General features: G+C 42.3%; 15 protein-coding genes and 1 pseudogene. 14 read left to right on the plus strand and 2 right to left on the minus strand.

What is annotated here, in order from left to right:
• Positions 1–246 precede the first annotated feature (246 nt).
• The 5 genes from FTV52_RS10950 to FTV52_RS10970 all read left to right on the plus strand — a co-directional run bounded on the left by FTV52_RS10950 (position 247) and on the right by FTV52_RS10970 (position 3,097).
• Positions 247–723, plus strand: a complete 477-nt coding sequence (locus tag FTV52_RS10950) for a hypothetical protein (RefSeq protein WP_167845869.1) — start codon at positions 247–249, stop codon at positions 721–723.
• Between the two features lie 157 nt (positions 724–880).
• Complete coding sequence (gene pnuC, locus FTV52_RS10955; protein ID WP_004971981.1) at positions 881–1,459, plus strand: nicotinamide riboside transporter PnuC; 579 nt, start codon at positions 881–883, stop codon at positions 1,457–1,459.
• 12 nt (positions 1,460–1,471) lie between these two features.
• On the plus strand, positions 1,472–1,756 hold the full coding sequence (locus tag FTV52_RS10960) for a hypothetical protein (protein WP_096900962.1): 285 nt from the start codon (positions 1,472–1,474) through the stop codon (positions 1,754–1,756).
• Positions 1,757–1,921: 165 nt separating this feature from the next.
• Positions 1,922–2,419, plus strand: coding sequence for a DUF2505 family protein (locus tag FTV52_RS10965; RefSeq protein WP_004971978.1), 498 nt, complete (start codon positions 1,922–1,924; stop codon positions 2,417–2,419).
• A 258-nt stretch (positions 2,420–2,677) separates the two neighbouring features.
• On the plus strand, positions 2,678–3,097 hold the full coding sequence (locus tag FTV52_RS10970) for a DsrE family protein (protein ID WP_004971976.1): 420 nt from the start codon (positions 2,678–2,680) through the stop codon (positions 3,095–3,097).
• Positions 3,098–3,157: 60 nt separating this feature from the next.
• Here the strand turns inward: FTV52_RS10970 and mobR are convergent, their stop codons facing one another.
• Entirely contained in the window at positions 3,158–4,831 is a 1,674-nt protein-coding gene (mobR, locus tag FTV52_RS10975; protein WP_167845871.1) for a phenol degradation transcriptional regulator MobR, read from the minus strand.
• A gap of 417 nt (positions 4,832–5,248) precedes the next feature.
• Here mobR and FTV52_RS10980 point away from each other — a divergent pair, with 417 nt between their 5' ends.
• The 9 genes from FTV52_RS10980 (at position 5,249) to FTV52_RS11020 (ending at position 13,518) form a co-directional block, all read left to right on the plus strand.
• Positions 5,249–5,542, plus strand: a complete 294-nt coding sequence (locus FTV52_RS10980) for a phenol hydroxylase subunit (RefSeq protein WP_004971972.1) — start codon at positions 5,249–5,251, stop codon at positions 5,540–5,542.
• Positions 5,543–5,561: 19 nt separating this feature from the next.
• Entirely contained in the window at positions 5,562–6,566 is a 1,005-nt protein-coding gene (locus tag FTV52_RS10985; protein WP_004971970.1) for an aromatic/alkene monooxygenase hydroxylase subunit beta, read from the plus strand.
• Positions 6,567–6,577: 11 nt separating this feature from the next.
• Positions 6,578–6,844, plus strand: coding sequence for an MmoB/DmpM family protein (locus tag FTV52_RS10990; protein ID WP_004971969.1), 267 nt, complete (start codon positions 6,578–6,580; stop codon positions 6,842–6,844).
• Between the two features lie 92 nt (positions 6,845–6,936).
• A complete protein-coding gene (locus tag FTV52_RS10995) occupies positions 6,937–8,463 on the plus strand; it encodes an aromatic/alkene/methane monooxygenase hydroxylase/oxygenase subunit alpha (protein WP_179990802.1) in 1,527 nt (508 codons plus the stop codon).
• A gap of 117 nt (positions 8,464–8,580) precedes the next feature.
• Positions 8,581–8,943 (plus strand): phenol hydroxylase subunit P4, encoded by a 363-nt coding sequence (locus FTV52_RS11000; RefSeq protein WP_104853300.1) that lies wholly within the window; start codon positions 8,581–8,583, stop codon positions 8,941–8,943.
• A gap of 68 nt (positions 8,944–9,011) precedes the next feature.
• Positions 9,012–10,073, plus strand: coding sequence for an NADH:ubiquinone reductase (Na(+)-transporting) subunit F (locus FTV52_RS11005; RefSeq protein ID WP_004971960.1), 1,062 nt, complete (start codon positions 9,012–9,014; stop codon positions 10,071–10,073).
• Between the two features lie 200 nt (positions 10,074–10,273).
• Complete coding sequence (gene catA, locus FTV52_RS11010) at positions 10,274–11,194, plus strand: catechol 1,2-dioxygenase (protein ID WP_004971957.1); 921 nt, start codon at positions 10,274–10,276, stop codon at positions 11,192–11,194.
• A gap of 155 nt (positions 11,195–11,349) precedes the next feature.
• Positions 11,350–12,222, plus strand: coding sequence for a transporter (locus FTV52_RS11015; protein WP_004971953.1), 873 nt, complete (start codon positions 11,350–11,352; stop codon positions 12,220–12,222).
• Positions 12,223–12,462: 240 nt separating this feature from the next.
• A complete protein-coding gene (locus tag FTV52_RS11020) occupies positions 12,463–13,518 on the plus strand; it encodes an ArsO family NAD(P)H-dependent flavin-containing monooxygenase (RefSeq protein WP_373683424.1) in 1,056 nt (351 codons plus the stop codon).
• Between the two features lie 138 nt (positions 13,519–13,656).
• Here the strand turns inward: FTV52_RS11020 and FTV52_RS11025 are convergent.
• Positions 13,657–14,247: pseudogene (locus FTV52_RS11025) on the minus strand (pirin family protein); the annotation flags it as partial.
• Between the last annotated feature and the right edge of the window lie 125 nt (positions 14,248–14,372).

Raw genomic sequence — 14,372 nt, forward strand, 5'->3', positions numbered from 1 at the left:
TTGGAAGCGAAAAGTGTTTAAAGAAATAGCAGAAAATTGTTGTGTTTTACTGCGTTATACTGCAGCACAAGTCCTATTTTTAAGGCAATCGGTATCATTGTGTAATTGAGCATTGCACTTTTTAGCGATGCATGGATGGAATCATCTGTTAAAGCATAAGCGTTGAAGCGTGCAGCAGCGAATAGACGCTAAGCCCTGAAATGGTTATACTTTATTGAAACGCCTGAAATAAGAGCGAAGACCAAGATGGCAAAACTATTGTTATGGATTTTGTTGTTGATTGCCGTATATGCAGTCTGGAAAGTCTGGTTCAAAATAAAAATTAATCGTACTTTTCAGCAAAGCTGTCAAGATATTGCCAATATTGTCCAAGACCCGATTACCCACAAAGCACCGCGCCCTGTAGAAGAGGTGGTGGAAGAAGTTGCCGAATACGAACAGCAATTATTTGATGATATCGCAGAAATATTTTTAAGCTTAAAAGTATCTAGTCGTGACCCTGAAGATGCCGAAACTATTCAACAAGAAGTGCTGAATAAAATGCCTGCCAAAGCACATACGCAAATTCGTCAGTTAGACTTGGGGGAGTGGTCAATTTACTGGAGTTTTTACGAGCAATCCCTTGAATATTTTGTCGGCAAATACGGAGTTTTTATTACCCATGTAGACCGCTTTGGGCAAGAGCATAAATACAATAATTCAGAGCAGTTTCAAACAGATTGATTTTCATGCCTGATTTTATATTTATGATTTTACAGAGGTTTCTTGAAAATTAATTGCAGCATCTTCTTGTCAGTTAAGTGTTTGGTTAAATGTTGAGTTTTGCGCTATTTTCCCGAAAAGAGGTATCATGCCTTTTTCTTTTACATAGGCAGCATCAATGTCAGTTTTAGAAATCATTGCTGTGTTGATTAGTGTTTTAGGCGTGACCTTAACCATTAAGCGACATATAGCTTGCTGGGTGGTGAATTTTATTGCCTGTTTGCTGTATGCCTATTTATTCTTTGAATATCAATTGTATGGCGAAACGGTATTACAAACCCTATTTATGGGCATGGCTGTTTATGGTTTTTTCCAGTGGAAAACTGCACAGCAGCAAAAACAACATATCATCATTCAAAGCTTGCCACTCTCTAAAATGTGGCTGCAAATTGCACTGAGTAGCATACTGGGTTTACTGTTTGGGCTAAGTTTAAAGTGGTGGACGCAGGCTTCACTGCCTTTATTGGATGCACAACTGGCAGCTATGAGTCTATTGGCAACCTATTGGACCAGTCGTAAATACTTGGCTACATGGGTGTTATGGATTGTGGTCGATCTGGTGTATATCGGCATGTTTATTTACAAAGAGTTGCTGTTAACGGCTGTGTTATATGCAGGTTTTGTGGTTCTTGCTTATTTGGGCTGGCGTGAATGGCATAAAATCCGACAACAACATGCGGCACATTCTGCGGTGTGATGGCGTGTAGCGATGAGCAATTTAATTGATTTTAAACAGGCGCAGCTTAAACAATTTGATTTATTGGCATTGGATATTTTAGCGTATCCTGAGCGTTATTTACAGTTTGATTCGATTGCAGATTTTTACCAAGCCCAGTGGTTAGATGATTTCCCCAAAGGGACGACATGGTGTTCCACAGGACTAGATGATGGCGCAGAACATTTTTATGCCAAAATTGAATTTTATGGGCATTATTTAACTATTTATAGCCATGAAACCTATGCCGCTGAATTTGGCATCATTCACACAGAATAGACAAAATAGAGTCAATGACAGCAGGCGGAAAAAACACTTTAATAGCCTGAAAATAAAGTTGTATGTAGGATATAAAACAACTTATACCCGTTGAGCATCAGCCAAATTATATTGCACGATGATGCTAGACCTACTCCATCAATAAACAAAATAAAAGGAACTCAAATGGCTCATCAATTTACTGTAAACGCCACCATTCATGGCGTTTCAATTGACGAATTTAAGCGTTTAGTGGCAGATGTTGCTTTGCATGAAGCAGTCTGCAAGCGTATTCCTGGTGAAAATTTGGAAATTTTAGAATCTAAAAAGAACGGTGATATTTACACTTTACGCCGTGCTTATAATTTAGATGTGAATATTCCAGATATGGCTAAAAAATTATTAAAAGATGCATTTCGTTTAAAACGCAATGATGTGACCCATTTAACGGCGCTTACTTCTACCGTGGAGCTTGGTGCAAACTTGCCTTTAGAAGCTAAAGGCGAGCGTAGTGTGACAGGCAACCATGAAAAAATTGATATTCAATTAAACTGGACAATTAAGGTTAAAGTGCCATTGATTGGCGGCATGTTGGAAAAACATGCAGAAGGGGAAATCCGTCGTTTCAGTGAGTTGGAAATTGGTATTGTAGAAGATGAACTCAAGAAAAATTTAGCGGCTTAACCCTTCATTTCTACTAGAAAAGATTGCTCTTAAATACATGCTTGGCGCTGCCGTTTTCGGTGGCGCTTTGTTTTTTGGACGTATTGAATTGTGATTGTTGATGCTGGGGTCATTTTACAGTGATCAATTTTTGATTTTTGAAAAAGTTTAGTGCTTGGCTTTATTGCATACAGACTATCGTCTTAATTTATTATTTAAATATAGTATATTTATTATGCTAATATTTTGACCAGATTTAAATTGAGTGTGAGTTCTGCCATGAAATTGATTCAGTTGTTATGTTTATCGGTTTTGCTGACCTTTGCCAGTCTATCTCCAGCAATGGCAGAGAGCAAAAAAGATCCACTTTTTGTCTTGCTTACCAGCAGTGATGCGCACCGCACCAAAATGGCAATTGGCATGAGCAATAACCAATTTGGCAAAGGTCATCCACTGACGATTTATTTGGTCGATCAAGGCGTAATGTTGGCATCTAACCGCTTTGAACATAAATATGCAGAGCATCAGAACATGCTGAAAAGTATTATCGCCAAAGGTGGTGATGTGTATATCTGCAAAATGTGTATGGAGCAGTACGGTGTTGTTGAAGGTGACTTAATGAAAGGTCTGAAATATGCCAATCCAGATGCTATGGGTGAAGCAATTTTCCGTCCAGGCACTCAGACACTGAGCTGGTAATTCGGCTGCTTGAAATGCAAAAGCCTTGTTGAAAAACAGGGCTTTTTTATTGCGGAATTTCTAGCGCATGGCGTATTTTTTTAAACGATAATCCAGTGCAGCGCGGGAAATTCCCAATAAGCGTGCCGCTTCAGATACATTGTGTTTGGCTTTTTGCATCGCGGTGATAATCAGTTGTTGCTCATGCTGTTCTAAATCAAAACCTTCGGTTAAAAGCGTGTCTAAATCTGTGCTGTCTTGTACATCTTCAGCATCGTGTTCATGCTTTTGTGGGAACAACGCATTCAGTTTAATCATTTGTTGATCTTCGGTGAGTAGTACTGCACGCTCCAACAAATTTTCCAGTTCACGAATGTTGCCCGGCCAAGCATAACTTTGCATAAAGGCGGTGGCTTTTTCGCTTACTCCCTGAATTTGTTTGTCGTACATTTTTTCAAAGCGTTTTAAAAAGTGCTCAACTAAAAGGGGGATATCTTCACGGCGTTCTCTAAGCGGTGGAATCTGCACGGGAAAAATATTCAGGCGATAATACAAATCGGCACGGAAGCGTCCTGCTTTAACTGCCTGTTCTAAATCTTCGTTGGTGGCGGTAATCACACGGACATCTAAATGCCGTGTTTGCGAATCACCGACACGTTCAAACTCACCTTCTTGCAAAATACGTAGCAAAGCGGCTTGTGCACGAGGCGAAAGCTCAATCACTTCATCTAAAAAAATAGTGCCATTATGTGCACGTTCAAACTTACCCAAACGTGATTGATGTGCACCTGTAAACGCGCCTTTTTCCACCCCAAACAGTTCAGATTCAATCAGTTCAGGTGGAATTGCAGCACAGTTCACCGCCACAAAAGCATGTTCTTTACGTTGGCTTAAGTCATGCACACCACGGGCAAAGGCTTCTTTACCTACGCCTGTTTCACCTTGCAGTAAAATCGAGACTTTGGCACCAGCGGCTTTTTTTAGTAGATCACACACACGTTGATAGGCGGCTGATTGCCCCACCGAGCTGAACATGCTGTAGTCATTTTTACTGGTGCTATAAATAGATTTTTTGAGTTCAAATAATTCGGATTGTAAGGCAATCAGTTCTTTTTCAATTGGTTCAGGTGACATGAACTGAATCAACTCATCGGCATTTTCCCATTCACTGAGTGGTTTACCTATAATGCGGCAGTTTGCATGTCCGCAGGTTTTACATTCCACTTCTTGATAAATAATGGTCATACCTGTGGCAAAGCTACTATAACCGCAGGCATAGCCAAGTAGCATCCAGCATGAGGGTTCGTGGCTCAGCCCAAACTGTTCAATATGTACATCGGCCTCAAAAGAGTTGTACCAGTTTAAATCGGCATAAAATTGTTTCTTCTGGTGATTCAGAATGAGTTGATTGGCTTCGACCTTGACCATACCCCGAATACCATGCATTTGTGGCCCTGCCATAAAAGCCTGTTCTTCATTTAAACCTGGGCGCATTTTAGTAGTGACTTCTGCATCTTTCAGACCTGCCTGATAGCCCAAACGAATAAAAAAGCGTTTGGTGCGTTCCATTCCAATCATATTGGCAAGGTCTTTACGCAAATAGCCCATGATGCTGGTATGCATCAGCAACATGCGATATTCATCAAACCAGATTTGTCCACGCTCAGTGTCAAAATGTAGTTTGGAAAGCAGGTCGTGAATTTCCTGAGGATGACCTGCATATTTGCCGCTGCTGTCGTATTTTACTCGTACCATGCGCCGTGTTTAATCCATTAAATTCGAGGCTGTTTAGCCATCTTATGCAAATTCGTGAAAATTCAATAATACCTAAACAGCATCATGCCAAACCTTAAAGGTATTTAGTTGTATCTATATGTTTTTGTTGTTTTTATTCCGTCTTTATCATAAGCGAATTGCATAAAGCCCAAGGGTAAATTTTTGTATCTGTACGGGCTGTATTTCATCAAATCATGAAATCTTAAATTTTTTAAACATCAAAATTCATCAAATCATGAAATCCAAATTCTTATAAAAACACTCAGATTTTTTAAGTTGCTGTTTTTCAATGTTTTTATAAAGTTGGCACGCTTGTTGTAATAGTAAAAGTAAGCAACAGATGCATGAAGCAACTGAAGCAAGTTCTGAATGAATCAGATCTTGTAGGAGAACAATATGAAGGATGCAACAGGCGCATTGCCCTTAACCAAATATATTCGGGTAACGGGCGATATTAATGCCGCATTTGTCGAGTTCGACTTTGCCATTCACGATCCCACTTTATATGTGGAGTTGGTGTTACCGCAGCAAGCATTCCGCGAGTTCTGCGCAACCAATCAAGTGGTGGAAATGAGCGAACAACAGCAAGCCGTGAATGATGCTGAAGAAGACAAATGGCGTTACGGCATTGAACACGACACTTTAGTCGGTGCACAGCGATACAACATTGATCATGAAGATCAACACTGAATGCTTAAGGAGATAAGCGATGACTTTAGAAATTAAAACAGCGGGTATTGAGCCAATTCGTCAAAACTATGCCTATATTGAGCGCCGTTTTGGCAACAAGCCAGCCACCCGTTATCAGGAAGTCAGTTTTGATATTCAGGCGGAAACCAACTTTCACTATCGTCCGCTGTGGAAACCTGAAAAAACCTTAAATGATAAAACCCATACTGCAATTGAAATGCAGGATTGGTACGCATTTAAAGACCCGCGTCAGTTTTATTACGGAACTTATGTGCAGCATCGTGCGCGTTTGCAGGACATTGCCGAAAGTAACTTTAGCTTTTTTGAAAAGCGTCAGTTGGCAGAGCATATTTCTGAAGATGTCAAAGCCAAAGTGATTGCCTTGTTTTTGCCGTTTCGTCATATCGAACAGACTGCCAATTTACACATGATGTCGGGCAGTGCTTATGGTTATGGCACGGTGCTGACCCAAGCCTGTATTTATGCTGCGATGGATCGTTTAGGGATGGCGCAGTACATCTCACGGGTTGGTTTGGCACTCGATGGCAACACGGGCGAATCTTTAATTCCAGCCAAACAAGCATGGATGCAGGATGAAGCATGGCAAGGACTGCGCAAGCTGTGTGAAACCAGTTTGATCGAGCAGGACTATTTCAAACTGTTTTTATTACAAAACTTGGTGATTGACAGCTTTATGAGCGAATTGGTTTACACCCAATTTGATCAATGGTTGGCACAGCATCAAGCACGTGACTTGGCGATGCTGATGGAATTTATGCAGGAAGCCATGGCAGATTTACGCAAATGGTCAGACAGCGTATTTAAAACCGCAGCTGCAGAATCTGCACATAACAAACAATTGTTGAGCCAGTGGTTAGCAGAATATTTACCTGAAGTGAAAGCGGCATTTGCAGCGTGGGCAGCTGAGGCGTTGTCTGCAGATGCAGTCGACATTGCAGAACAAAAACTGCTGGAACGCAGTAAAAAAATTGGCATCGAACTCGAACAAATTTTGCAGGCTTAAGGAGAAGCAGCATGTCTAAGGTTTATCTCGCATTACAGGACAATGACACGTCGCGCTACATCATTGAAGCGATTGAAGAAGACAACCCAGATGCCACGATTCAATATCTGCCAGCCATGATTCGGGTAGAAAGCGAAACAGGTCTGATTGTTAAAGCAGAAACGGTATCTGAAAAACTTGGACAAGATTGGGATATTCAGTCTTTACAACTCAACATGATTACGTTGGGCGGCAACGTCGAAGAAGATGATGACAGTTTCCGTTTGCACTGGAACTAGGAATAAGGATGTGCACTGAGCCAATTTGAGTACAGTGCCGCCAGAACATATTGCTGCATAGATTGCCGCTAAAAAATTTAAGGATGATGAGCATGAATTCACAAGTTAAAACCCCAGCAAAAAAACTGAATGCCAAAGACCGTTATCGCGCACTTACTCGTGACTTGGATTGGGACTTTTCTTATGCAGACCGCAAAGAAGCCTTTCCATACGAAGAATTAGAAGGCATTAAAATTACAGACTGGTCTAAATGGGAAGATCCATTCCGTTTAACCATGGATGCTTACTGGAAGTATCAGGCAGAAAAAGAGAAAAAACTTTACGCCATTTTTGATGCTTTTGCACAAAACAACGGTCAAATGAACGTGACCAATGAGCGTTATTTGAATGCCATCAAACTGTTTTTAACTGCGGTAACTCCGCTTGAATATCAGGCATTCCAAGGTTATGCACATGTAGGGCGTCAGTTCAGTGGTGTAGGTGCACGTATCGCATCACAAATGCAGTCGATTGATGAATTACGTCACGTGCAGACGCAAATTCATGCCATGAGCCATTACAACAAATTCTTTGATGGTTTTCAGGATTGGTCGCACATGCATGACCGCGTTTGGTACTTGTCTGTACCAAAATCTTTCTTTGAAGATGCGCGTTCAGCAGGGCCGTTTGAGTTCTTGTTAGCCATTAGCTTTGCCTTTGAATATGTATTGACCAACTTGTTGTTCGTACCGTTCATGTCAGGTGCAGCACACAATGGCGATATGGCAACGGTCACCTTTGGTTTTAGTGCACAGTCCGATGAAGCACGTCACATGACTTTAGGTCTAGAAATCGTGAAATTCTTGTTAGAACAACACGAAGATAACGTGCCAATCGTACAGGAATGGATTGATAAGTGGTTCTGGCGTGGGACTCGTCTGTTATCTATAGTTGGCATGATGATGGACTACATGCTGCCAAACAAAGTGATGTCGTGGAAAGAAGCGTGGGAAACCTACTTTGAAGAAGCGGGCGGTGCGTTATTTAAAGACTTGAGCCGTTACGGTATTCGTATGCCGAAATATTCAGAAGTAATTACCAAAGAAAAAGAACACGTGTCGCATCAAGCGTGGTGGATTTTCTATAACTTCGGTCATGCAGCAGGTTTCCATACTTGGATTCCAACCGATCAGGAAATGGATTGGTTATCTGAAAAATATCCAGACACCTTTGACAAATACTACCGTCCAAAGTGGGAGTTAGCACGCAAGATGGAAGCAGAAGGCAAGCGTTTCTACAGCGCAGGCTTACCGCAATTGTGCCAAATTTGCCAAGTGCCAATGACTTTCACCGAAATGGATGGCGATCCGACCATGTTTACGTATCGTGAGTCTGTTTATAAAGGCGAGCGTTACCACACCTGTTCAGATGGTTGTCACGATATTTTTGAACGTGAACCTGAAAAATATGTGCAGGCATGGTTGCCAGTGAACCAAATTCTACAAGGCAACTGTGGTGGCTTAGATTTGGAAAACATGCTGCGCGAATATTATCGCTTCAATGTCGGTGCAGATAACTTGGATATTGAAGGTTCACCAGACCAGCAACGCTGGAAAAAATGGAAAGGTGATGCGGCTTAACGCTCATTCACTATCTAAAGTAAATATCTAAAATTTAAGTTATTTCAAGATTCAAATTTAAAAGGATTTCGGTTTGAGTCATTTGCGGCTCAAACCACCCCAATACGGAGAATGACCATGTCAGTACGCGCTATTCGCCCAGATTACGACTTTGAACCACGCGACCTACAAAAACACTATGGCGACAACATTTTGGTGTATGTGGGTTGGGATCATCACACTTTATATTGTTCTGCACACGCCATGTTGGTTTCGCCGCAGCAAACCTTTCAGGAATTTTTGGATCAGCAAATGCAGGCGGGTTTCCATCAACATCCTGACTTTGAAAACATTAAATGGGATGAAGTGCAATTTACTTTAAACAAACAGGTAATTCAGCCACGCCCTGAACAGACCTTGGCAGAAATTGGCTTCGATCAAAAATCACTACTGCGTTTTGTGACCCCAGGACTGAATGGGTACAAGGGCGCACACGTTTAAAACAGTAAGATCACAACAAAATAAAGACAGCAAAGCACAGTCAGTAAGTACAAGACAGGAGGTCGCAGATGAGCTATCAAGTCACAATTGAGCCAATTGGCACAACCATTGAGGTTGAAGAAGATCAAACCATTTTAGATGCCGCGTTACGTCAAGGCGTGTGGTTGCCATTTGCTTGTGGGCATGGCACTTGCGGCACTTGTAAAGTCCAAGTCACCGATGGTTATTATGATGTCGGCGAAGCGTCACCTTTCGCGCTGATGGATTTGGAACGTGAAGAACACAAAGTGTTGGCGTGCTGCTGTAAGCCTGAATCAGACATGACCATTGAAGCCGATGTTGATGAAGACCCAGATTTCTTGGGATATTTGGTTCAGGATTATCAGGCCAAAGTCCTTGAGGTAAAGGACTTATCTCCAACCATTAAAGGTGTGCGCTTGCAGTTAGACCGCCCGATGGAGTTTCAGGCAGGGCAATACATTAACGTGCAATTCCCGGGTATTGAAGGCACTCGTGCCTTCTCAATTGCCAATGCACCAAGCGAGCTCGGCATTATTGAATTGCATATTCGTCATGTTGTGGGCGGCAGTGCTACGACCTATGTGCATGAGCAGCTTGCGGCAGGCGACGCACTGGAAATTTCAGGGCCATACGGACAATTCTTTGTACGTAAATCGGATGATCAGGATGCGATTTTTATTGCAGGTGGTTCAGGTTTATCTAGCCCGCAATCTATGATTTTAGACTTACTAGAGTCGGGTGATACCCGCACCATTTACCTATTCCAAGGTGCGCGTGATGTTGCGGAATTATATAACCGAGAACTGTTTGAGCAGTTAGTCAAAGACTATCCAAACTTCCGCTACATTCCTGCATTAAATGCACCTAAAGCAGAAGACCATTGGACAGGATTTACAGGCTATGTGCATGAAGCGGTTGCCGATTATTTTGAGCAGCGTTGCGGTGGACACAAAGCCTATTTATGCGGCCCACCAGTCATGATTGATGCAGCAATTTCGACCTTAATGCAAAGCCGTTTGTTTGAGCGTGATATTCACACTGAACGCTTCTTGAGTGCTGCCGATGGTGCAAGTGGTCAGTCACGTTCAGCATTGTTTAAACATATTTAACACATATTTAAAAGTGGATAGGTGCTGCAATATTGTACTGAGCCTATCGAATTGCAATAGATAAAAAGTTTCCAAGGAAGTCGGTCAGTGTTGAGGCATTTAGCTCAGCACTGACACCATCATCAACACAGTAAGGCAGTGTCAAAAGCCAAAATAGCAATGCGACAACCAGCAAAGCCAAAATAGCCAAGGAGAGTTACATGGACCGTCAACAAATTGATACTTTAGTGAAGGAAATGAACGTAGACACCGCTACACGCCCTGTCGATCAGCGTGTGCAGCAAATAGTGGTGCGTTTAGTGGCAGATTTATTTCAAGCCATTGAAGATTTAGACATTCAGCCTTCAGAAGTGTGGAAAGGTCTGGAATATATTACCGATGCAGGCAAAGCCAATGAACTTGGTTTACTTGCAGCAGGTTTGGGTTTAGAACATTATCTAGATTTACGTGCCGATGAAGCCGATGCCAAAGCAGGCGTAACAGGCGGTACACCACGTACCATTGAAGGGCCACTTTATGTTGCAGGTGCGCCTGAATCAGTCGGTTTTGCGCGTATGGATGATGGTTCAGAATCAGACCATTTAGATACGTTAATTATTGAAGGTACAGTCACTGACACCAATGGCAATATCATTGAAAATGCCAAAGTCGAAGTTTGGCATGCCAACGGTTTAGGTAACTATTCATTCTTTGATAAATCTCAGTCTGACTTTAACTTACGCCGTACTATTTTCAGTGATGCCAATGGTAAATATGTGGCGCAAACGACCATGCCAGTCGGTTATGGCTGCCCACCAGACGGCACGACTCAAGCTTTATTAAACAAACTAGGTCGTCATGGCAACCGTCCATCTCACGTGCATTACTTCATTTCTGCACCAGGTTACCGCAAACTCACTACGCAATTTAACATTGAAGGTGATCAATACCTGTGGGATGACTTCGCATTTGCGACCCGTGAAGGTCTGGTTGCAACAGCGGTAGATGTGACCGATGCTGCAGAAATTCAGCGCCGTGGTTTAGACAAACCATTTAAGCACATCACCTTTAACTTTGAATTAGTCAAAGACACTGCAAATGCACCATCGACTGAAGTTGAACGTCGTCGTGCAAGTGCTTAATCCCACACCTTAAAACACAAAGTTTTAACACGTTCGCCAATACAGCATCAGCAAGTTCTTTGTTGATGCTGCCCTTAAAAGTCGGCTGTTCGCGCATGAATGATTCAGGCGCAGCAGGCAGACTTCATCAAAATTTCTATTGAATAGGATGTTCTATGAATAACAAAATTTGGGCACTCATGCTTTTGGGTGTCATGGCGACACACGTCAATGCAACAGAAAACGGTTTAGATACATTTGGATTAGGCGCAGAAGGCATTGCAGCAGGGGCTTTACCACCAGCTGGGGTATACTTACTCAACTACTATCAGAACTATCATGCCAGTGAGTTTAAAGACGGCCCAGACAATTTCCATGCCGATGTGAATGTCTATATTCCACGTTTGGTATGGATGACCCCCCAACACATTGCAGGCGGTCAGTTGGGTTTATATGCTGCACAGCCTTTGGTCGATTTGCGTTTAAATGTGATGGGCATGTCAGACTCTAACAGTGGTTTGGGCGATTTGATTATTGGCAGCATGTTGGGTTGGCATAAAGGCAATCATCACAGTGTAGCTGCTTTAGAAGGTGTGCTCGCAACAGGCGATTATGAAGATGCCAATCCACAACGTCCTGTAGTTGCCAACTTAGGTAAGAACTACAACACCATTCGTCCTATCTTTGCGTATTCTTATTTGCAGCCGCAAGGTTGGGAGTTTTCCACCAAAATGTCTTATAGCTTCAACAGTGAAAATGACGACACAAATTATCAGTCGGGGGATTATTTCGCTGGAGATTATGCAATCGGTTATCAATTGAATGATCAAGTCAAATTGGCACTCGAAGGTTATGTATTTAAACAAACCACAGATGATGAAGTGAATGGTGTCAGTATTGGCAATAAAGGACAGGCTCTATCTTTTGGTCCCGCGATTCAATACAAACGTGATAATTGGTCTTTGGAAGCAAAGTTTTTGAAAGAAACCGAAGTGGAACATCGTCCTGAAGGACACTCTTCGACTTTGAAATTGGTTTGGGCTTTTTAAAGCCCGAACCTGATTCTGCAGTGTTGCACATCAAGCTATCTTACAAAACAAAGTCAAGTTGAAAGACTTGGCTTTTTTGCAGCATCATTTTTCAAGATGGCTTGCTTCTAATTACGTGCTTCCATAAGTTGAGTTTGGTGGACTGAATTTTTAATCTCTCACGTGTTGCACTTATGCGCTAAGATTAGGCATAGCAACAGGGTGCGTATTGCGAGCAGGAGAGCCATTTTGAATCAAATAATGGATGCCGATGTAATTATTATTGGTGGCGGACAAGCAGCATTGGCCACGGCTTACTTTTTAAAACGGCAAAAAATCAATTTTCTGATCTTGGATAATCAAACGCAGTCGGGCGGTGCGTGGCAACATGCGTGGGATTCTTTACAGCTGTTCTCTCCAAATACATGGAGTTCTTTGTCCGGCTGGTTAATGCCAAAAACCGAACAGGAATATCCGAAACGATTAGAAGTGATTGACTATTTAACAGCGTATGAAACACGCTATCAATTTCCTGTGCTGCGTCCTGTGCAGGTCGAAAAAGTCCTGAAGGAAGGCAATGATTTAATTGTGTGTTCGGCACAGCAAAGCTGGCGAGCCAAAGCCGCTGTGAGTGCTACTGGAACGTGGAGTCAGCCTTTTATTCCTGCTTATACAGGACGCGAACGCTTTTTAGGCACACAAATTCATTCGGCTCATTACCGCAATGCCAATGCTTTTCAGGGCAAAAGAGTCATGATTGTCGGCGGGGGTAACTCAGGCGCACAAATTTTGGCAGAAGTGTCTAAAGTGGCCGAAACTTTTTGGGTTACACAGCAACCGCCAAGTTTTTTAGCCGATGATGTAGATGGACGGGTTTTATTTTCACGTGCCACGGAGCGCTTAAAAGCCCAGCAGGAAGGTCGCAGTATTGAACAACCGATTGGCAGTTTGGGCGATATTGTGATGATTCCAAGTGTCAAAGAAGCACGGCAACGTGATGTATTACATGGTCTGCCGCCATTTGACTATTTAACCGAACATAGTGCAGTTTGGGCAGATGGGCGCGAACAGGAAATTGATGCCATTATTTGGTGCACAGGTTTTAAGGCAGCATTGTCGCATTTACAAAGTTTGAATGTGGTTAATGCACAAGGCACAGTCGATGTGTTAGAAAATCGAGCGTTACAACAGCAAAATTTATGGTTGGTTGGTTATGGCGATTGGACAGGCGCAGCCTCGGCAACTTTAATTGGTGTTTCCCGAACCGCACGGAATGTGGCAGAGCAAATTGCTGCGTATTTGCAGACAACAGCGTAAAGTCATTAACGTGACAAAAACTGTGTTTAAAAAATGAATCATGCAATTTCAGCCATAAAAAAGCCCTCTGTAGAAGAGGGCAAGAGGGTAACTCAAAAAATTAAAGATGCTCAATCATAATAAGGTGACAGTCAGGACTTACTGTTTTGGTAAATCAAACCAAATGAACTGGCTGTCTTCTTTTGCTTCAATCACAGCATTATCAGCAAATAACAAAGCATCGCCCGCTTTAACTGTTTGCTCGCCAATGGTGATTTCACCACGAATTACATGCACATAGTTTACCGCTTGTGTTGCTGTAACTTCTAAACGATGTCCAGTTTCTAAAACAGCTGCTTTTACTTCTGCCTGTTGACGAATGTGCATTGGGGCATTGTCATTCGGGCCGACAATTAAATGCCACTGGTTGGGTGCTGTATTTGGGTCACGTTGAATTTGCTGATACGTCGGCTCTGCATCGCGTACATTCGGCTGAATCCAAATTTGCAGCATGTGTACTTCTTCATCACCATTGTTAATTTCGCTGTGCTGAACGCCTGTACCTGCGCTCATTAACTGCCATTCACCTGCAGTAATATGGCGTTCATTGCCCATGCTGTCGCGGTGGGAAATCGTACCACTTAATACACAAGTCAAAATTTCCATGTTGTCGTGTGGGTGAGTACCAAAACCATTATGTGCGGCAATACGGTCATCGTTAATGACACGTAAGGCACTAACACCCATATATAGCCAAATACTCAAAAATATAGAACAATAGAAACATGGGATATTCAAAAGATTTTAAAGACAAAGTCATAGAAATTATGGCTAGAGATAAAATGTCTGTGCGAAAAGCAGCACAGCATTTTAAC

Origin of the sequence: Acinetobacter sp. YH1901141, from assembly GCF_013416935.1 — a bacterium.
Classification (GTDB): domain Bacteria; phylum Pseudomonadota; class Gammaproteobacteria; order Pseudomonadales; family Moraxellaceae; genus Acinetobacter; species Acinetobacter towneri.